General features: G+C 64.7%; 22 protein-coding genes and 1 pseudogene. 11 read left to right on the plus strand and 12 right to left on the minus strand.

What is annotated here, in order from left to right; all coding sequences use genetic code 11:
* Positions 1-232: 232 nt before the first annotated feature.
* The 5 genes from atpE to HF854_RS02050 form a co-directional block, all read right to left on the minus strand.
* Positions 233-556 (minus strand): ATP synthase F0 subunit C, encoded by a 324-nt coding sequence (atpE, locus tag HF854_RS02030; protein ID WP_006007371.1) that lies wholly within the window; start codon positions 554-556, stop codon positions 233-235.
* Between the two features lie 87 nt (positions 557-643).
* Positions 644-1,348: a F0F1 ATP synthase subunit A gene (gene atpB / locus HF854_RS02035; protein ID WP_040369730.1), complete on the minus strand. Its 705-nt coding sequence runs from the start codon at positions 1,346-1,348 to the stop codon at positions 644-646.
* Positions 1,349-1,388: 40 nt separating this feature from the next.
* Positions 1,389-1,805, minus strand: coding sequence for a hypothetical protein (locus tag HF854_RS02040; protein ID WP_239463801.1), 417 nt, complete (start codon positions 1,803-1,805; stop codon positions 1,389-1,391).
* Positions 1,806-1,816: 11 nt separating this feature from the next.
* The gene (locus tag HF854_RS02045) at positions 1,817-2,293 is read right to left on the minus strand and encodes an AtpZ/AtpI family protein (protein ID WP_168934782.1); all 477 of its coding nucleotides are present in this window, start codon (positions 2,291-2,293) and stop codon (positions 1,817-1,819) included.
* Positions 2,294-2,577: 284 nt separating this feature from the next.
* Positions 2,578-4,116: a class I SAM-dependent RNA methyltransferase gene (locus HF854_RS02050; protein ID WP_168934783.1), complete on the minus strand. Its 1,539-nt coding sequence runs from the start codon at positions 4,114-4,116 to the stop codon at positions 2,578-2,580.
* A gap of 366 nt (positions 4,117-4,482) precedes the next feature.
* Here HF854_RS02050 and rplU point away from each other — a divergent pair, with 366 nt between their 5' ends.
* The 4 genes from rplU (at position 4,483) to HF854_RS02070 (ending at position 6,869) form a co-directional block, all read left to right on the plus strand.
* Positions 4,483-4,791 (plus strand): 50S ribosomal protein L21, encoded by a 309-nt coding sequence (gene rplU, locus HF854_RS02055; protein WP_006007380.1) that lies wholly within the window; start codon positions 4,483-4,485, stop codon positions 4,789-4,791.
* 56 nt (positions 4,792-4,847) lie between these two features.
* Complete coding sequence (gene rpmA, locus HF854_RS02060) at positions 4,848-5,120, plus strand: 50S ribosomal protein L27 (protein ID WP_040369732.1); 273 nt, start codon at positions 4,848-4,850, stop codon at positions 5,118-5,120.
* 139 nt (positions 5,121-5,259) lie between these two features.
* Complete coding sequence (gene obgE / locus HF854_RS02065) at positions 5,260-6,363, plus strand: GTPase ObgE (protein ID WP_168934784.1); 1,104 nt, start codon at positions 5,260-5,262, stop codon at positions 6,361-6,363.
* 80 nt (positions 6,364-6,443) lie between these two features.
* A complete protein-coding gene (locus HF854_RS02070) occupies positions 6,444-6,869 on the plus strand; it encodes a hypothetical protein (RefSeq protein ID WP_168934785.1) in 426 nt (141 codons plus the stop codon).
* A 427-nt stretch (positions 6,870-7,296) separates the two neighbouring features.
* On the opposite strand, the pseudogene HF854_RS02075 reads toward HF854_RS02070, so the two are convergent.
* Positions 7,297-7,928, minus strand: a pseudogene (locus tag HF854_RS02075) (phosphatidylserine decarboxylase family protein); the annotation flags it as partial.
* 58 nt (positions 7,929-7,986) lie between these two features.
* Positions 7,987-8,412: an ester cyclase gene (locus tag HF854_RS02080; protein WP_168934786.1), complete on the minus strand. Its 426-nt coding sequence runs from the start codon at positions 8,410-8,412 to the stop codon at positions 7,987-7,989.
* A gap of 140 nt (positions 8,413-8,552) precedes the next feature.
* Between HF854_RS02080 and HF854_RS02085 the strand changes: the two genes are divergently transcribed.
* The 4 genes from HF854_RS02085 to HF854_RS02100 all read left to right on the plus strand — a co-directional run bounded on the left by HF854_RS02085 (position 8,553) and on the right by HF854_RS02100 (position 11,626).
* Positions 8,553-8,990 (plus strand): MerR family transcriptional regulator, encoded by a 438-nt coding sequence (locus HF854_RS02085; protein WP_168934787.1) that lies wholly within the window; start codon positions 8,553-8,555, stop codon positions 8,988-8,990.
* A 151-nt stretch (positions 8,991-9,141) separates the two neighbouring features.
* Positions 9,142-10,329 carry a glutamate 5-kinase gene (proB, locus tag HF854_RS02090; RefSeq protein WP_168934788.1) on the plus strand — a complete coding sequence of 396 codons (1,188 nt, stop codon included), beginning with the start codon at positions 9,142-9,144 and terminating at the stop codon, positions 10,327-10,329.
* Between the two features lie 148 nt (positions 10,330-10,477).
* Positions 10,478-11,041, plus strand: a complete 564-nt coding sequence (locus HF854_RS02095; RefSeq protein WP_168934789.1) for an ATP-binding protein — start codon at positions 10,478-10,480, stop codon at positions 11,039-11,041.
* A gap of 87 nt (positions 11,042-11,128) precedes the next feature.
* Positions 11,129-11,626 carry a DUF805 domain-containing protein gene (locus tag HF854_RS02100; RefSeq protein WP_168934790.1) on the plus strand — a complete coding sequence of 166 codons (498 nt, stop codon included), beginning with the start codon at positions 11,129-11,131 and terminating at the stop codon, positions 11,624-11,626.
* A gap of 299 nt (positions 11,627-11,925) precedes the next feature.
* On the opposite strand, the gene HF854_RS02105 is transcribed toward HF854_RS02100, so the two are convergent.
* From HF854_RS02105 to queA, 5 genes are all read right to left on the minus strand, one after another.
* Positions 11,926-12,465, minus strand: a complete 540-nt coding sequence (locus HF854_RS02105) for a 2-oxoacid:ferredoxin oxidoreductase subunit gamma family protein (protein ID WP_168934791.1) — start codon at positions 12,463-12,465, stop codon at positions 11,926-11,928.
* The gene (locus HF854_RS02110; RefSeq protein ID WP_168934792.1) at positions 12,458-13,273 is read right to left on the minus strand and encodes a thiamine pyrophosphate-dependent enzyme; all 816 of its coding nucleotides are present in this window, start codon (positions 13,271-13,273) and stop codon (positions 12,458-12,460) included. Before HF854_RS02110 ends, HF854_RS02105 begins: the two co-directional genes overlap by 8 nt.
* 1 nt (position 13,274) lies before the next feature.
* A complete protein-coding gene (gene vorB, locus HF854_RS02115) occupies positions 13,275-14,363 on the minus strand; it encodes a 3-methyl-2-oxobutanoate dehydrogenase subunit VorB (protein WP_006007400.1) in 1,089 nt (362 codons plus the stop codon).
* A complete protein-coding gene (locus tag HF854_RS02120) occupies positions 14,360-14,581 on the minus strand; it encodes a 4Fe-4S dicluster domain-containing protein (RefSeq protein WP_168934793.1) in 222 nt (73 codons plus the stop codon). Before HF854_RS02120 ends, vorB begins: the two co-directional genes overlap by 4 nt.
* Before the next feature lie 155 nt (positions 14,582-14,736).
* Positions 14,737-15,849 (minus strand): tRNA preQ1(34) S-adenosylmethionine ribosyltransferase-isomerase QueA, encoded by a 1,113-nt coding sequence (queA, locus tag HF854_RS02125; RefSeq protein ID WP_168934794.1) that lies wholly within the window; start codon positions 15,847-15,849, stop codon positions 14,737-14,739.
* A gap of 197 nt (positions 15,850-16,046) precedes the next feature.
* Here queA and HF854_RS02130 point away from each other — a divergent pair, with 197 nt between their 5' ends.
* From HF854_RS02130 to HF854_RS02140, 3 genes are read left to right on the plus strand one after another with little or no spacing between them, the layout of a single operon-like run.
* Entirely contained in the window at positions 16,047-16,715 is a 669-nt protein-coding gene (locus HF854_RS02130; RefSeq protein ID WP_168934795.1) for a hypothetical protein, read from the plus strand.
* The gene (gene coaBC, locus HF854_RS02135; RefSeq protein ID WP_168934796.1) at positions 16,712-17,941 is read left to right on the plus strand and encodes a bifunctional phosphopantothenoylcysteine decarboxylase/phosphopantothenate--cysteine ligase CoaBC; all 1,230 of its coding nucleotides are present in this window, start codon (positions 16,712-16,714) and stop codon (positions 17,939-17,941) included. The genes HF854_RS02130 and coaBC overlap by 4 nt, the downstream gene beginning before the upstream one ends.
* The gene (locus HF854_RS02140; protein ID WP_168934797.1) at positions 17,923-18,816 is read left to right on the plus strand and encodes a hypothetical protein; all 894 of its coding nucleotides are present in this window, start codon (positions 17,923-17,925) and stop codon (positions 18,814-18,816) included. Before coaBC ends, HF854_RS02140 begins: the two co-directional genes overlap by 19 nt.
* Positions 18,817-18,818: the final 2 nt, after the last annotated feature.

The raw sequence follows: 18,818 nt of genomic DNA on the forward strand, positions 1-18,818 counted from the left end.
GTCTGCTGGCGGTGTGAATGGGGAAAAGGAAAAAAGTTGGATTTTAGAAAATATTTTTAAAAGTTTAGGGATGTCCTTTCAGCACCCGGGGTTGAGGCCGGTCCGCAGGAAAAAAGACATTTTGTTACATTGTGAAATAATTCCGTGAAGGGGCGAACAACCACGGCCTGCGCAGGACCAAAAAAAAGGGGGGACCGAAGTCCCCCCGTTGCAGCATTACTGCCTGGACGGCCTACGCATAGGGGTTGGCGTACAGCAGGATGAAGCTGATAACCAGGGCGTAAATGGCCAGGGATTCGATGAAGGCGAAGGCCAGGATCATGGTACCGGTCACTTTGCCGCTCACGTCAGGGTTGCGGGCGATACCTTCGCAGGCGCCCTTCAGGCCCAGACCCATACCGATACCGCAACCGAAAGCGGCGATGCCGATGCCGAGAGCGGCGGCCAGGCAGGTGTAACCCAGGGAAGCGGAATCAAGCTGGTTGGCAGCGAAAGCCATGGAAGCCATACCCAGCAGGGCCACGGTGTTCAGGGCGATCATCAGAAGTTTGCGCATGTGACACTCCTTCAACAGTTTGTATAAGTTGGGTCGTTTCCGACCATTCCCCACATATTCGGGGCTGCCGCAAGGGCAGCGGGCTGATTAATGTTCCGGGGCCTCGATGGCGCCCTTGATGTAGAACATGGTCAGCATGAAGAACACAAAGGCCTGCATGGTCTTGCCCAGCAGGAACAGGGCGTAGATCGGGATGGTGCCCAGGATGGGAGCCATGATGAAGAAGAGCACCATAACGATTTCTTCACCGCGGATGTTACCGAAAAGACGGAGAGACAGAGAGACGGGACGCGACAGGTGCGACACGATCTCCAGGGGGAACATCAGCGGGATGAGGAACTTGGAGGGCCCGGTGAAGTGGTGCACGTAGTGCGCCTTCCAGCGGATGATGCCCAGGGCGTTGTAGAACACGAGCACGAACAGGGCCATGCTCACGGTGGTGTTCAGGTTGGCCGTGGGGGCGTCGAAGCCGGGGATCAGGCCCAGCAGGTTCATGCCGAAAATGTAGATGAACATACCGGCCAGCAGCGGCACGAAGCGGCGGCCGGCCTCGCCCATCGTGTTGCAGATGAAGTTCTCGATGGTGTCGATGAGAGCTTCAAAGAAGTTCTGCATGCCTCCGGGCACCAGGGTCAGGCGACGGCGCACGAGATAGGCCACCACGAAGAGCACGGCCATACAGACCCAGGAGTAGAAGACATGTTTGAATTCCACCACCTGTCCGCCGATCGTGATCTGGTCCATGTTGCAGAACGTGGAGAGTAATACCGGATGCGGCAAACCACCAGCCATGAGACATGCCTCCTGCTCGGTTAAGGTGAAAAATCCGGCGCTAGCGCTTTCCGGCCGCGCGGCTTGCCCACGCGTAGGTAATGAGCGCCAATGCCGTGGCGGCGGCCAACCCTCCCAGCAGGGCCGTCAGCGGCGCCCCGCACACTGCAAGGGCCACATAGGTCACCACGGCCAGTACGGCCAGTCTGCCTCCCCAGCGCAAGAGCACCACGCGCAGGAACGCCGTACTGTATTCACCAAGGGGCTGCCGCAAGAAAAAGCGGGCCAATCCCCAAAAAGTCCAAGTAATCATTGCCGCGCCCACGCCAAACCAGAACAGGCCGGGCATGTGCGCATAACCGACGCCGCCCATCCCAAGGCAAATGCCGGTAAACAAAATCAAATTCCGCACCAGCGGCAGAATGACCGGATGACTTATACCCCGACGCCAGAGCCAGTTGTCAATATCTTTCAGCAAGGGTCCCAACATTATCCGTCATTGCGGTCGTGACCGCCGGTCTTCGTGCCTTCGCCCTCGGGGGCTTCCGGGCTGGTCGTGCCGGTGCGCAGCTGCGCCGTGGGGGCCCTGCCGCCGGTTTCCCGGCTGACGGCGGCGGTTTCCGCCGCACAGGCCCGGGCGATGCTGTCCGGGACGACCGTTTTTTTCTTCACCGTGACGCGCTCCGGCCTGTCGGCCAGGGCTTCGGCACGTTTTTGTTCTTCTTCGCGGGACATCTTGCGCAGCAGGCGCTGGGTATCCTCATAGACGTTCATGAAACCGGCGATGATCCCGATGACCAGGAAGACCAGCTTCAGCCAGGGACCCGTCTCCAGCCAGGCGTCGAGTCCGTAGCCTATGGCGAAACCCACCAGCGGGCCGCTCACCATATGCATGCCGATGGTGCCCGTGGTGGCAAGGGATTCCATGCCCTTGCTCTGCTGTTTGAAAATGTCCTTCAGTGACACGTTTTCTCCTGCCTTCGGCTGTGATGACGGGCGGGTGGGGATCGCAAAATCCTTTGGACCCCCTGAAGCCGTGTCAATGTACAAATTATCACAATGGCATCGCTGCGTCAATGCAATTTGTGGATTTGCACCGGCTCCCCGTCCGGAAGACCTTGTGAAGTGTTGCTCTATCTTATTGAAAAATAAATTGTTTTTTAACTATCTGACATATTTTATAAAAAGGATCGAAAACCCCGGAGGCGTCAAAAATCCGTACCGTGCGACACCGGCAAAAGGGGGCCGTCTCAGGCGCGACGCTGCCAGCAGCTCACGCTTTCCACATGCGGGCTGTGGGGGAAGAGGTCCAGGGGCGTCACCTGCACCAGCTCATAATCGGCGGACAGCATCCGGGCATCGCGGGCCAGAGTAGCCGGGTTGCACGAGATGTAGACCAGGCGCTCCGGAGCCAGATGGAGCAGGGCCTCCAGCGCTTCCGGGGCCACACCGCCGCGCGGCGGGTCCAGCAGGGCATGATCCCAGTGCCCGGGGCCGTGCTTGCGGGCCAGGGCCGTCAGCAGGCGGGCGGCGTCCCCGGCCTCGTAGCGGCAGTGGCCGAAGCCGAAACGGCGGGCATTGCGCTCCGCCAGGAGCACGGCGCGGCGGTCGTATTCCATGCCCAGCACCTCGCCGAAATGCCCCGCGGCCAGCAGGCCAGGAGCCCCCGCACCGCAATAGACATCCAGCAGACGGCGGGGCGTCACACCCGCCTGGGGGGAGAGGAGCAGATCCACGGCCGTGGCGGCCAGCAGTTCGGCGGCCCGGCTGTTGACCTGAAAAAAGGATGCGGGATCGATACCGAACCAGCGGCCGCCCAGGGGCAGATACAGCGGCGCCCCGTCGTCCGGCAGGGCCTCGCCCCGGCGGTCGAGGCAGAGCACGCGCGTCTCTCCGGCCACCAGAGCGTCAGGGGTGGCACGTTCCTCATGGACGAAGGCCTGGATGTGCGGGAAGGCGTCCAGCAGTGCCCGGCCCATGCGGGCCACGGTACGGCGCTGTTCCGCCGTGCCCGGGCTGGTGACGCAGGTGAGCCACCAGCGGCGTCCCGGGGCATCGTCCGCGGCGGCCTGTGCCGGAGCGGGATCGGGCCAGCCGTAGCGCACCACCAGGAAGCGCCAGAAACCGCAGTCTTCCGTAGCCGGACGTTCCCGCCGGGGGCGGCGCCCGCGATTCTTTTCCGCCCGGGGCCGCAGACGGCCTTCCTCGGCGGCGCTGCGCGGCGGCACATAGGCGGGCAGGCCGCTGCGGGCGGCCAGATCGGCGCAGGCCGTGACCAGCTCCAGCCCCTCGCCGGGCGGCAGGGCGCAGCCGGGCACCGGCAGCACCCGCAGGCCGCCGCGTCGGCGCAGGCCCAGGCACAGGCCGCTGCCGTCGGCAGGGCCGAAGGCGAATTCCATCTTGTTGCGGAAGGCCCGCTGTTCCGGGGAGCCCAGAGCGGGCCGCAGGGGCAGGGCCGCATCACGGCCCAGACCGCCGATGCGCTCCAGGGCATCGCGTACCAGCTGGCCTTTCCAGCGCAGCTGGGCCGCATAGGGCAGGCGCTGCCAGGGACAGCCGCCGCAATCCTCGCCGTGGGGACAGGTGTCCGCCGCCAGGGCCACGTCCTCCAGCACCGCCGTACGCTGGGCCTCCCAGAAGCGTTTCTGGCGGCGGATGATGCGGGCCCGTACCGTCTGGCCGGGCAGGGAGCCCGCGACGAAAATGACAGGCCCGCCGTCCTCGGGGCGGTGCAGGCCGCGGCCGTCGTGGCTCAGTGTGTCGATACGGCAAACGATCTCATCGGTCATGGCGGAACAGGGGGTTGGAGTGGCGGGGAACAGGCCGGAGAGGCCTGCGGCACGATGATCTTTCTTGTAGCGGCTTTGCCCCGGGCTGGCAATGCGCGGCAGGGCGGAGCAAAGGGGGACAGCCGTCCCTCTGCGGCGGGAAAAGCGCGTCCGGCGCGGAAAAAAAGCGGCGGAAGGCAAAAAAGCATTGCCTCCCGGCGCTTCCTGTGCTATGCAACGCAACTGGCCTACGCCTCTGTCTGGCCCCGACTACCGCGCGTCCCACCACAGGATGCGTGGCCTGTGGCGCGGCCAAGAACAAAAATCACTTGACTTTTCTTGTAGCATGAGGCAAACAGGCCTCTCTCTTTTCGGAGGTTTAAGAGCATGTACGCTATTATTGAAACGGGCGGCAAACAGTACCGCGTCGAAGAAGGTTCCAAGATCGTTGTGGAAAAGCTCGCTGGCGAAGCCGGCAGCGAAATCAAGCTGGACAAGGTGCTGATGCTTGGCGGCGCCGACGTGAAAGTGGGCGCTCCCTATGTGGAAAACGCTGCCGTGACCGCCGAAGTGGTGGAACAGGGCCGCGGCGCCAAGGTCATGGTGTTCAAGCGCTGGCGTCGTAACGACTCGCGCAAGCTGCGCGGTCATCGTCAGGACTGCACCACCATCCGCGTCAAAAGCATTAACGGCTAGCTTGACGGCGTGTCCCTGCGGGGACGCACGGCAATCTGCCTTGTAAGGAGTATACCATGGCTCATAAGAAAGCAGGCGGCTCTTCGCGTAACGGCCGCGACAGTGCGGGCCAAAGACGCGGCGTGAAGCGCTTTGGCGGCCAGAACGTGCTGGCTGGCAACATCATCGTGCGTCAGCTCGGCACCAAGATCTATCCCGGCACCAACGTGGGCATGGGCAGGGACTACACCCTGTTCGCCAAGGTTGACGGCGTGGTGCGTTTTGAAAAGTACATCCGCAAGCGTCGCGTGCTTACCCGCGTGCATGTGGAAGCCCCCGTTGCCGAATAACGGCGCGGCAAGGCGTGATTTTTGAAGGGAAGAGGCCGCAGGGCTTCTTCCCTTTTTTGCTTTTTTCAGGCCCCTGCGGCCTGCGGTACGCCCGCAAGGCGTCCCGAAGATCAGGGTGGTGACACCCGGGAGATTTTTCATGCGTTTTGTGGACGAAGCTACTATCCAGGTCCGGGCCGGCAAGGGCGGCCACGGCTGCGTGTCTTTCCGGCGTGAAAAGTTCGTGCCCCGCGGCGGGCCGGACGGCGGTGACGGCGGCAAGGGCGGTTCCGTCATCCTCAAGGCGGACAGCCGCCTGCTTTCCCTTTATGACTTCCGCCTCAAGCGCCAGTACGAGGCCCGCAACGGCCAGCCCGGCATGGGCAGCCAGTGCAACGGGCGCAAGGGCGATGACCTCATCCTGGGCCTGCCCGTGGGCACCCTGGTCTATGCCCGCGACGAGATGGGCGAGGAATACCTGCTGGCCGACCTGCGCGAGCCCGACATGGAAGTGGTGGCCGCCCAGGGCGGTCGCGGCGGCATGGGCAACGAGCATTTCAAGACGTCCACCATGCGCGCCCCGCGTTTCGCCCAGCCCGGCGAGCCCGGCGAGGAACGCGAACTGCGCCTGGAACTGAAGATCCTGGCCGACGCCGGCCTGCTGGGCCTGCCCAATGCGGGCAAGTCCACCTTCATCTCGCAGGTCTCGGCGGCGCGGCCCAAGATCGCGGCCTATCCCTTCACCACGCTGACGCCCAATCTGGGCGTCATGATCGACGAATACGATCCTGACCGCCGCATGGTCATCGCCGACATCCCCGGCCTCATCGAGGGCGCCCACGAAGGCCAGGGCCTGGGCCACCGTTTCCTCAAGCATGTGGAGCGCACCCGCTTCCTGGTGCACATCCTCAGCATCGAGGACATGAGCGACGACAATCCCTGGGCCGGTTTCGAGCTCATCAACGAGGAGCTGCGCCGCTTCGACCCCGAACTGGCCGAACGTCGCCAGATCGAGGTGGTCAACAAGATCGACCTGGTGGACGAGGAGCGTCTGGAAGAGCTGCGGGCCCGCGCCCGCGCCGACGGCCGCGAGGTCTTCTTCATCTCGGCCCGTGACGGCATCGGCATCGAGGATCTGGTGGCCGCGCTCTGGAAGCTGCGCGACGAAGTGCAGGTGCACGAACCCCTGCACCACTTCGTGGAAGCCGAGAACGTGGACGAAGAGGAATTCGAGGACATCGAAGTCATCTACACCCGCGAGTGATGCGTGCGGGGCAGGGATGCGGGACCGCCGCTTGGCAGGCCGCGTTCCTGCCCCGTTTTTCGTCACTCAGGAGGAGAAGCATGAAACATATCCTTCTGTCCTGCCTCCTGCTGCTGGCCCTGTGCGCCACCGCCCTGGCCGCCCCTGTGGAGAAGCAGACCTTCCGCGTGGTCGCCCCCGAGGGCTGGACCGTGACCGCCGTGCCGGACGTGACCGAAGGCGTGGTGCTGGTGGCCCCGGACAAATCCGTGAGCGTCACCATCGTCACTGCCGCCAGCGGGACCATGACGCCGGAACAGCTGGCGGCCGATTACGAGCAGAAGCTGCACGCCGCCCGTGTGGCGCAGAACGGCAACTATTACGGCCTCAAGGGCATGGCGGGCGATCTGCCGCTGGAGGTCTGCCTCTGGACCTTCGACGGCATGCACGGCGTGGCCAGCATCGTGGGCCGTACCGGCCATCCCGCCCTGCAGGGCATCGTGGACTCGCTGGAGTTCTACAAGTAGTCCCGTACCCCAGTGTATTATGAGGGCGGGGCCGCCATGTTGGCCTGCTTTCCGATAGCGCGGGCAAACCCCGGACATCTTTGGCAAAGGCCGAAAGGCCCGCCGATCCGTCATGAGGTGACGGGCATCGTCTGATACTCTCCTGCCCCGGACCGCAGAAATAAAAAAGGACGCCGGATATATCCGGCGTCCTTTTTTTGTGGCCTTTCCTTGGCGGGAAGACCATGCCGCCATAGGATGGATAAATCTCCTGCATGTGCCCTCATGCAGCCCTGTCCGGCATCACTGTGGATGCGGGGAACGGCAGGGACCCGGCGTGCCGGTACCATGCGGGTTCACAGAGCCGGGGCTTTTATCCCGCTCCTTTGGCAGACAGATTTTTGGGGGAAGGGCTGCTTTTCCTGTCTTCCGAGGGCAGGGCGCTGCAAGGCTGCCGGCGTATTGCCACGATGCTTTGACCGGCGAAGACCTTCTGTCCCACCACGACACGGGGCGCGTAGTTCTGAGGAAGGTAGAGATCGACACGGGAGCCGAACTTTATCATGCCGATACGTTCCCCTTTTTTCCCCATATCGCCTGGCTCCGCATAGCTGACGATGCGCCGGGCTATGAGGCCCGCGATCTGCACCATGACGAAGTTCCCGTCATCGGCCTTCAGGGCATAGGCGCAGCGTTCGTTATCCCGGGAGGCTTTGTCCAGGGACGCGTTGAAGAATTTGCCGGGGTAATAGCGGATGTCCTCGATGCGGGCATCGACCGGCATCCGGTTCACGTGCACGTCAAAAAGATTCATGAAGATGCTGATGCGGGTGAGCCGCTCCCCTGTGAACGGTTCGTCGGCTTGCTCGATGCGCACGATTCTGCCGTCGGCCGGACTGAGGGCGCAGTGCTCCTCTTGCGGGCAGACCCGTTCAGGAAATGGCTGGACAGCCAGAGCACGAGCAGGAAGGCCAGGGCCGGGAGCCAGAGCCCCAGGAGGGCGAACAGGAGCGCGCTGAACGCGACGAGGGCGAGGAAGGGGCACCCTTCCCTGCATATGCCGGTTTGGGGATGTTTCATGAGCATGGCTCCAGGGGGAGACCTCCGTGCGCGGGCAGGGAGGCCTCCCGCAGTCAGGCTACACGAGTGACGGACACAAAATGTCCATCCCGTGCTGTCTCAGGATGTCGGCGCCGTCATAGTGGGCCCGTTTTTCAAGGAATTTTCCGTCCTTGAGCGTGATCATGAACATCAGGGAAAAGCGAACTTTTTTGTTCGTGGGCGGGAGGCCGAGAAAAGGTCTGGTGTGGACCCCCTCATAGACCAGATAGCAGGCCACCTTGTCGCCTTCCGCGAACATGTCGTGGATGCGCATGGTAAAGCCCGGGCAGGCGTCCATATGGTTCTTTTCCTGCCGGATGAACTCATCAGCCGAAAGAGGATGGTCTATCTGGGAGTAGAAACGGAAATCAGGGTGGCACAGCTCCTTCAGCGCATCATAGTTGTTCTCTTCGATGAGCTGGTAGAACTTTTTAACGACAGCTTTGTTTTCTTCAGGGGACATGGATGTGCTCCTTGCTGGATGTTGGCAGTGCGGATCCGCGTATCCTTCCGGGAGGTCTGAATTGACGCTAATCCTTATAGCAGCTATAAGGTCAAGCACTTTTCGTACGATGTCGTCCCCTGCACGTCGGGGAGGTGAACATGAGGATAGGAGAGGTCGCAAAAATTTCCCGCTGCCCGGCAGTCACCATCCGCTACTATGAAAAGATCGGTTTGCTGCCCAACGCAAAACGCACGGCGGCAAACTACAGGATCTACGATCAGAACGATCTGGAGCGCCTGCGCTTCATCCGCCATTGCCGCAACCACGGCATGTCGCTTGCCGACATTGAAAAGCTGCTGTCGATCAAGGATGATGGCAGCGCCCTTCATGATGGGGATATCGTCGCCATCATCGAATCCCACAGGAAGAACATAAAAGCCCAGATAGCCTCGCTGGATGCCCTGCTCCGCAAGCTGGACGAGTTGGTCGCCGACCCGACCGGCAGCCGGGAAAAAGTGGACAGGATCATTGAGACCTTGGGGGCGCCGTGCCCTGACTGTTCCGATTATGCGAAGTTCTCGCATGATCCTTCCTGAAAGGGCATAAGAAGCGGGGAGAAGACAGGCTCTTCTGCCGGGAAGACACGAACTGTCTGCACGCTGGCTGTTTGTCGTGCTTTGGGCTATGGTCAGGCGGCGTCCGCCGGAGGCGGACAGGAATTTTTTAGAGCCCTTGTTAGGAGCGATCATGGAAAGACAGGCCGATTGGCGACAGGAAAAAGCACAGGCGCTGGCCCGTGCCCGTGTGGTGGTCATCAAGGTGGGCAGTGCGGTATTGACCGATGCCCAGGGGCTGAGCACGCCCGTGCTGGAAAGCCTGGCCCGTCAGATGGCCGCCCTGCGCACCGCGCCGGACGGGCATGAGCGCCGTCTGGTGCTGGTCTCTTCCGGGGCCGTGGCGGCCGGTCGCGCCGTCCTGCGCGCCCACGGCCACAGCGGCGAGACCTCCGGCCTGTCCGCCCGTCAGGCGGCTGCCGCCGTGGGACAGGGGCAGCTCATGCGCGCCTGGGACGAAGTCTTCCGCGCCTATGATTTCCCCACCTCGCAGGTGCTGCTCACCCGTGACGACCTGCGCGCCCGCCAGCGTTTCCTCAATGCCCGCAACACCTTCGCCGAGCTCATGGACTGGGGCGTGCTGCCCATCGTCAACGAAAACGACACGGTCTCGGTCAGCGAGCTGAAATTCGGCGACAACGACTGTCTGGCCAGCCTGCTGGTCAACCTCATCGGCGCCGACCTCTACATCAACCTGACCTCGGCCCCGGGCGTCTACGCGGCCAATCCGCAGGAAGTGCCCGACGCGGGCATCCTGGAATGCGTGGAGGACGTGGCGGGCCTCGATCTGGGCCGCATGTGCGGCGGCAAGACCAGCGTGGGCACCGGCGGCATGTACTCCAAGCTGCAGGCCGCGCGCCGCGCCGCCCAGCTGGGCGTGCCCACCCTCATCCTGCCCGGCCGCGAAGCGGACGTGCTGGCGCGCGCCTTTGCCGGTGAGGCCGTGGGCACCTGGGTCCGTCCCGAGGAACACGCCATCCCGCGGCGCAAGTTCTGGCTGGCCTACCAGTCCGATCCGGCGGGCACGGTGCTGGTGGATGCCGGTGCGGCCGAGGCCCTGCTCAGCAAGGGCAGCAGCCTGCTGCCCGGCGGTGTGCGTCAGGTGCTGGGCAATTTTCAAAAGGGCGCGCTGGTGCGCGTGGCCCGTCTGGGCGAGAGCGACAGCCACGCCAGCCTGGGCGTGGGCCTGTCCAATTACAGCGCGGCGGACCTGCGCAAGATCATGGGCCTGCGGCGCCATGAGGTGGCCGCCATCCTGGGCGATGCCCACTATCCCGAGGTCATCCATCGCGACAACCTGCTCATGGATGCCGCCATCTAGGCAGCGGCGTTTGCCGGGCGGCAGGGCGTATCCGTAGGGCATGCAGCACTGAAGAGCGGGGCTTGGCCCGACGGCGGGAGCCGGAGCGGCTTCCCTCCTTGGGCGGAGGAGCCCGGAAGACGGGCAGATCCTCAGGAGTTGGTGAGCGATGGTCATATTGATCGCAGGGGAGAGCCATACGGGAAAGACCCTGCTGGCGCAGAAGCTGCTGGAGGCATACCGCTATCCCTGCCTGTCGCTGGATCACCTGAAGATGGGGCTCATCAGGAGCGGCCAGTGCGCGCTGTCTCCTGAAAGCGATGATGCCGAGCTCACACGCTACCTATGGCCCATCGTCAGGGAGATGATCAAGACATGCATAGAGAACCGCCAGAACATGATCATCGAGGGATGCTATATCCCCTTTGGCTGGGAAGATGATTTCCCGGACGAGTACAGAAAAGAAATCGCCTATGTCTGCCTCGTGTTCAGCGAGGGCTACATCAAAGAACGATATGCGGATATAGCCAGGTATGAAAGCGTGATCGAAAGCAGGAAGGAAGCATGTCCTGCGCCTGAGAGCCTGCTTGAGGGAAATCGGCGCAATTTGCGGCAGTGCATCCTGCATTCCTATAAGTACATTCTAATGGACAAAGACTATGCCCTGGATATCGAAATGATACGGCGGCTCCTGCATACGGCAGCGCCCAAGGCCGATGCCGTTGCGGGATAATGAAGTCTTTTTCCCGTGCGCCTGCCCCAGCAGGCAGGGCACAGAGGCATCCTGCAATCCACTGCTCTCTGTCATCAAGGAGGGACCATGTCCGGCAAAACAACTGTCATGAAACCCGGTGCGGCCATCGCCGCCTGCTTCGGCAAATTCGCCCGCTGCTACGGTCGCAGCTGCCGGGCCGAGTTCATCTGGTTCCTGCTGTTCTTTCTGGTGCTGGGGGCGCTGGCCGTGTGGTTCACCTCGCCCATGATCGTGGGCATGCTCTGGGCCCTGCTGATGATCCCGCTCAGCTCTGTGGGCATCCGCCGTCTGCACGACCTGAACCTGCCCGGCGGCATCTGGACGGTCTGGCTGACCATCACCGTCATTTTGCCCATGTTCGGCCTTTCCAACTACATGAACAATGAAGGGCACCTTTCGGACTACATGCTCTATCTGCACTACGGCTGGCTGTTCGTCACCGGTACCTTGCTGCTTTTCCTCTGCTTCGCCAGCGGTCAGGAAGGCCCCAACAAGTACGGCCCGGCGCCGTGCGTGAAGGCCGCGGTCGCTGCGGACGAGGAAGAGGCGGCCAAAGAAAACTAACCATCTTTTCCTCTTCGATTTACATGATGAAGCGGAGCCCTCGGGCTCCGCTTTTTTTATGGCGCACGGGCCCCGCATCTTTGTGCGAGCTCCCAATATCCGCAATGGCCGGGCGGCCCCATGAGCGGCCATCCGTCATCTTGCGCATCGACTTTTTTGCCTGTCATCAAAAAAAGGCCCGCGGCCCGCCATCTGGCGGGACGTGGGCCCTGATAAAGCGCGCTGGGGAGGGATGGGGGTACGGGGGAAGGGGACCGCTCTCGCGCGAGCAGAGGGGGCCCCTTCCCCCGTCCAGTTCGTTACGCGAAGTCGTAGCCGGCCTGCAGGGCCTTGGCGTTGACCGGGATCAGCTTGGCATAGTGGGCGCTGACCACGCGGTTGAGGGCTTCCTGCACGGCTTCCAGGGGCAGGACGCCGGTGGCCTTGATCCAAGCGCCCAGGGCCACCATGTTGGCCAGTTTCACATTGCCCAGTTCGTGGGCGATGTCGTTGACCGGGATGTAGACCGTGCGGTGCTTGCCGTCCAGCAGGCCTTCGGAGATGAGCGAGGCGTTGACGATCTGCACGCCGTCGGGATGCAGCCGGGGCTGGAACTTGGCCAGCGAGGGCTCGTTGAGCACGATGATGGAGCGGGGCGTGTTGACCAGGGGCGAACCCACGGGATGCTCGTCCAGCACCACGGTGCAGTTGGCGGTACCGCCGCGCATCTCGGCGCCGTAGACCGGGATGAAGCTCACTTCGAGGCCGTGTTCCATACCGGCCTGGGCCAGCAGGTTGCCGATGAGCATGACGCCCTGGCCGCCGAAACCGGCAATGATGACGTCCTGATACTTAGCCATGCTGCACCTCGCTTTCGGCCTGGGCGGTCACGTCTTTGTAGACGCCCAGAGGGAATACAGGGATCATGGCCTCGCTGATGCGCTTGTTGGCGCTGACGGGGTCCATATGCCAGTTGGTGGGGCAGCCGGAGAGCAGCTCCACAAAGCCGAAGCCCAGGCCCTGCAGCTGCACTTCGAAGGCCTTGCGCAGGGCCTTCTTGGCCGCGCGCACATGCTTGACGCTGTCCAGGGCGCAGCGTTCGGAATAGGCCACGCCAGAGAGCTGGGCCATGAGCTCGGCCATGCGGATGGGGCCGCCTTCGTGGCGGGCCATGTCGCGGCCGCGGGGGCTGGTGGTGGTCTTCTGGCCCAGCAGGGTGGTGGGGGCCATCTGGCCGCCGGTCATGCCGTAGACGGTGTTGTTGATGAAGATGCCGGTGATGAGCTCGCCGCGGTTGGCCGCGTGGATGGACTCGGCCAGACCGATGGCGCCCATGTCGCCGTCGCCCTGATAGGTGAAGACAACGCTTTCGGGGCGGGCACGGCGCACGCCGGTGGCCACGGCGCAGGCACGGCCGTGGGGGGCTTCGAGGCCGTCCACGTTGAAGTAGTCGTAAGTGAAGGTGGCGCAGCCCACGGAGGCCACCAGGATGGTCCTGTCGGCCACGCCCAGCTCGTGCAGCACCTCGCTCACCAGGCGGTGGGCGATGCCGTGGTGGCAGCCGGGGCAGTAGTGGGTCACGCGCTCGTTGAGCACGGGATTGGTGTCGAAGACCAGGGTCTCGCCATCCTGGGGCACAAGGGCCTGTTCAAGTTCGTGCGCGTGCATCTTAGTTCTCCTTGCAGGCCTGACGGATGGGATCTTCCAGGGCATCGGCGCCGATGAACAGGCCGGGCATGACGCCGTGCCAGTCCACCCTGGCGTTCTCGCCCATCAGGGACAGGCGCACGTCTTCCACCATCTGGCCGGTGTTCTGTTCGATGACCAGGAAGCGGCGGCCCGGAGCCAGGGCGCGCAGGGCGTCGGCCGGGAAGGGATAGAGCGTCTTGGGACGGAACAGGCCCGCCTTGAGGCCTTCTTCGCGCAGCTTGCGGATGGCGCTGCGGGCGATGCGGGCCATGGAGCCGAAGGCCACCACCACGAGTTCGGCGTCGTCGGTGTTCCAGCATTCGGCGCAGGCTTCGGCCTGCATGGCGGCGTACTTTTCCATGAGCAGGCGGTTGCGGGCGGCCAGGGCGCCTTCGGCCAGATACACGGACTTGAGCAGACGGGGCTTGGCGCCGGGGCCGCGCTTGCCGTAGCCTTCCATGCGCCAGGGCGCGGCCAGTTCGGCCAGGGCCTCGGGGCTCAGGGCGTCGGCCGGGGGCTGACGGCGCACGGGCTCCTTGATCTGGGCCACGATGGCGTCACCCAGCAGCATGACCGGGTTGGCGTACTTGAAGGCCAGGGCGAAGGCGCGGAACATCATATCGTAGCATTCCTGCGCGGTGGAGGGGGCCAGCACCAGGTTGCGGTGGTCGCCGTGACCGCCGCCCTTGACGGCCTGGAAGTAGTCGCCCTGCGAGGGACCGATATCGCCCAGGCCCGGGCCGCCGCGTTCCATATTGACGATGACGGCCGGGATATGGCTGCCCGCCATGTAGGAGATGCCTTCCTGCATCAGCGAGATGCCGCAGCTGGACGAAGAAGTCATGGCCGGGATGCCGCAGGCGCCGGCGCCCAGCAGCATGTTGATGGCGGCCACTTCGCTTTCGGCCTGCACGAACTGGCCGCCGCATTCGGGCAGCCGGAGGGACATGGTCTCGGGGATCTCGTTCTGCGGCGTGATGGGATAGCCGAAATAGCAGCGGCAGCCGGCGTCCAGGGCGCCAAAGGCCACAGCTTCATTGCCCTTGATGAGAATGCGGTCGTGACTCATGCGGTCTTCTCCGTTTTTTTGGATTTGAAGACACGGATGGCCACGTCCGGGCACATGAGCGCACAGGAGGCGCAGCCCGTACAGCGGCCTTCGGTTTCCATCACCTCATAGCCCTGGCGGTTGAACCGTCCCGAGGGGCGAATGATGTGCGCCGGGCAGACTGCTACACACAGGCCGCAGCCTTTGCAGCGTTCTTCCAGAAAAACAATTCGCGACATGCTGTTCCCCTGATCGATACAGATTGCACATGGCGCGGCATCCTGCCACAGGGTGCCGCACCATGCGGTGTTGATACTTATCATGCCCCGAAGGGCCGGTTGCGGATGCGTCCGGCTCCGTCCGTACCGGAAAGCCGGGCAGCCGCAAAAAATTCCTACCGGATGAGCATGGCATCCCCGTAGGAGAAGAAGCGGTAGCCTTCCTTCACGGCCTCCTGATAGGCTTCCAGGATGCGTTTGCGGCCCGCGAAGGCCGAGACCAGCATCAGCAGGGAGGACTCGGGCAGGTGGAAATTGGTGATGATCCCGTCCACCACGCGGAAGGGACGGCCGGGGTAGAGGAAGATGTCCGTCCAGCCGGCAAAGGGCTGGGCACGGCCGCAGACCTGGGCCACGCCTTCCAGCGTGCGCACCGAGGTGGTGCCCACGGCGATGACGGGCCGGTGCCGGGCCTTGGCCTCGGCGATGGCGTTGGCCGTCTCTTCGGGCAGTTCCACGTATTCCCGGTGCATCTGGTGGTTGCGGATGTCTTCGCAGCGCACGGGGCTGAAGGTGCCGTAGCCCACATAGAGCGTCACTTCGGCCCACTGGAAGCCGCGCCGGCGCAGGGTCTCGCGCAGCTCGTCGGTAAAGTGCAGGCCCGCCGTGGGCGCGGCCACGGAACCGGTCTTCTCCTCGCGGGAGTAGATGGTCTGGTAACGGCTGGAATCTTCTTCGGCGTCGGAACGCTTGATGTAGGGCGGCAGGGGGATGTGCCCGGTGGCGGCAAAGGCGTCGGCCACGTCGCCCTTCCAGCACATGCGCACACGCCGGTGGCCGAAGGTGCCGCATTCAAGGATGGTCACGCTGATGCCCGCACCGAAGTGCAGGGTCTCGCCTTCGCGCACGCTGCCCCCGGAACGGACCAGGCCGTTGACCTCGGCGCTCCAGGTGTCCTCACAGCCCTTGACGGGCGTGGCGGCGGCCCGCACCAGCGGCAGGGGCGTCAGCAGCAGGAATTCCACCTTGCCGCCGGTACTGCGGCTGCCCAGCAGGCGGGCCTGCAGCACTCGGGAGTTGTTGGCCACCAGCAGGGAGCCTTCGGGCAGGCAGTCCGGCAGGTCGCTGAACATGTGGTGCTCCAGGTCCAGGGCGCCGTTGCGGCGCATGGTCAGCAGGCGCGACGTGCCCCGCTGCTCCGGCGGATACTGGGCTATCTGCTCCTGAGGCAGCTCGTAGGTATAGTTTTGCAGCAGAAAATCATCTTCGGAAACGAAAACAGGCGGCATGGGTCTTTTCCTTCACTTCTCTTCGGGCCGCGTGGCGGCCGCAACATCTGCCGTCGGACAGGGCCGGGCGATGCCGTTTTCCATGCCCGCCCCGCAGGGGGAGGGGCAGCCGGAGAGACGCTTGTCAGTCCGTGCCGGAGAGGCTATCCTTTTCGGGCTGTCCGGCCTTCCGGACGACAGTTGAAGGAGTATAGCCAATGCGACGCCTACTTGTCACCTTGATCCTTGGGGTCTTCCTGGCCAGCGCCGCCGGTTGCGCGGACCTGGGCATCAGCAACCCCTTTGAATCCACGCCGACCGCCGCAAACAGCCAGCTTTTGGGCATCAGTCTGCCTGCGGGCATGGAACTTTCCACGCAGCACTGCGCCCGCACCACCGGCAGCGACGGCCAGCCCCAGGGCATGGAGACCGCGTACGGTCAGGCCGACCGGATGCAGGTGGCGCAGAGCCTGTTCAACAACATGCAGGGGGCGGGCTGGAACGTGCGCATGAGCCTGCGCAAGGCCGACCGCATCATGCTGGCCTTTGAGAACGGCAACCGTCTTGCCGTGATCAGCCTGTATTCGCAGACGGTCTACAGCTGCGTGGCCGAGATCTGGGTCTCGGAAAAGATGGCCGACGGTTCCTCCCTGAACCTCCTGCCCCTGCGCGGTGAAGGCAGCCAGAACAGCGGCGGTTTCGGCGGCTTTGGCGGCAGCTCCGACGGTGCTTCCGGCGGCGGCTTCGAGAGCAACGGGCCCGCCACGGGCGGCGGTTTCGAGACGCCCGACGGCGGCAGCACGCCGCCTCCGGTGGGCAACAGCGGGGGCTGGGGCTCCTCTTCGGGCGGCAGCAGCGGCAGCGGTCTGCAGGAGCGTCTGCTGTGAGCGCGTCGCCCTTCCACAACAGCCGCCGTTTCGCGGGCAAGCGTCTGCATCTGGGCGTGTGCGGCTCCATCGCCTGCTACAAGGCGCTGGATCTGCTGCGCGCCCTGCACGCCCTGGACATCCACGTTTCCGTCACCCTCACCGACGGCGCGCGCCGTTTCGTGACGCCCCTGCTTTTCGAGGCCCTGGGCGCCATGCCGGTCTATGGCCGCATGTTCGAGGGCGACGAGGTCTTCGATCATCTGGAGCCGGGCCAGCGGGCCCAGGCCATGCTGGTGGCCCCGGCCTCGGCCGACGCCCTGTCGCGTCTGGCGGCCGGAGCGGCGTCGGACATGCTCTCGGCGCAGGCGCTTGCCTTTGACGGGCCGCTGGTGGTGGCCCCGGCCATGAACCCGCGCATGTGGCGGCACCCGGCCACCCAGGACAATGTGGCCACCCTGCGGCGGCGCGGGGCCCGGGTCGTCGTGCCCGGCTGCGGCGGCACGGCCTGCGGCGATACCGGCCAGGGCCGTCTGGCCCCGGTGGAGGATCTTTTTCTGGCCGCCCTGCGTGCCCTTTCGCCGCAGGACATGGCGGGACAGCGCGTCATGCTGACCATGGGCCCCACCCGCGAAAAGTGGGACGGCGTGCGCTACTGGACCAATCTCAGCAGCGGCACCATGGGTGCGGCGCTGGCCACCTCCGCCTGGCTGCGCGGGGCCGAGGTCACGGCCGTGTGCGGGCCCGGCTGCCCCGACCTGCCCGCCGGGGTGGAGCGCATCGGCGTGGGCAGTGCCCGCGAGATGTTCGAGGCCGCGTCCGACTGCTGGCCCCGCATGGACATGGGCCTGTTCTGCGCCGCTGTGGCGGACTTTTCGCCCGAACCGCTGGGCCCGCAGAAGTTCAAGAAAGAAGGGCGGCAGGACGGCTTCAGCATCCGCTTCACGGCCAATCCCGACATCTTGCGGACCCTGTCGCACCAGCGGCGGGAAGGGCAGAAAGTGCTGGGCTTCGCGGCCGAGACCACGCCCGACATGGACAGCCTGCTGGAGCTGGCCCGCGGCAAGCGTGCCCGCAAGGACGCCGATCTGCTGGCGGGCAACCGCGTCAACAGCGGCGACAGCGGCTTCGGCGCGGCCACCAACAGCATGGCCGTGGTGGACCGTACCGGCCATGAAGAGATCTGGCCCAACCAGAGCAAGGCCGACGTGGCCTGGGATCTTTGTTCGTGGCTTTTGCGCCTGTAAACCCGCTGGCGGCCCCCTGGCAGGCACGCGGCCTCGACTGGCTGCTCATGCCCGAGGATCTGCCCCCGGAGCTCTCCCTGTGCGTCATGCCGGACGCCGTCCCGGCCGCGCCCGTGCGCCGTCCGCAGCCTGCGGCCCCGCGGGCGCCCCGTCCCGTGCGTCCTTTGCCTTCCCAGCTGCAGCAGGAAGGCCAGGGCAGTGCGTCCGCCGCACCGGCACAGGCCGTGAGGCAGGGCGGTGCCCCCGTGGCTTCTCCCGCTCCCGCAGCGCCCGCCCCGGAACAGCGGCGTCCGGCCCGTCCGCAAGCTGCGGAACAGGCCCCGGAGACCGCCGCACCGGTCAGGAGCTGGCGGCCCCTGCCGCCCCACGTCTGGCCCGCCGTCTGGCAGGAGCGCCTTTCGCGCACCCGGCAGGGACGAGTGGTCTGGACCTACTGGAACCTCGGCCCGGACCTTTGCGAAGCGCAGGCCCCGGGCAAGGCGCAGCGCAGCGCCTTTTTCCGCCGTCTCATGCAGGATCTGGCCTATCCGGCGGGTACCAGCACCTTCTGGCCCGCCTGTCTGCCCGATCCTGACGCCATGCCCGCCTCCCCGGCCCCGGCCGAGGGGGAGGACAGGCCCCGCTACCAGCCCAATGCCGACGTGTTCTGGTCCGGCGTGCAGGCCCTGCATGCCCGTGCCGTGGTGGTCATGGGCTCCGTGGCGGCCCGCGCCCTGGGGCTGCCCGCCGGGGTGCGCCCCCTCCAGCAGTTGCGGCATCGCGGCACGCTGGTCTGGGTGCTCTGGGACGTGGAATTCCTTCTTGATGAACCGCAGCGCTACGCGGCCATGCTGGCCTTTGTGCGCCGGGCGCTGCAACAGATCTCCAGACGCTGAAA

It is taken from the genome of Desulfovibrio piger, from assembly GCF_012843875.1.
In the GTDB taxonomy this organism is placed as follows: Bacteria; Desulfobacterota; Desulfovibrionia; order Desulfovibrionales; family Desulfovibrionaceae; genus Desulfovibrio.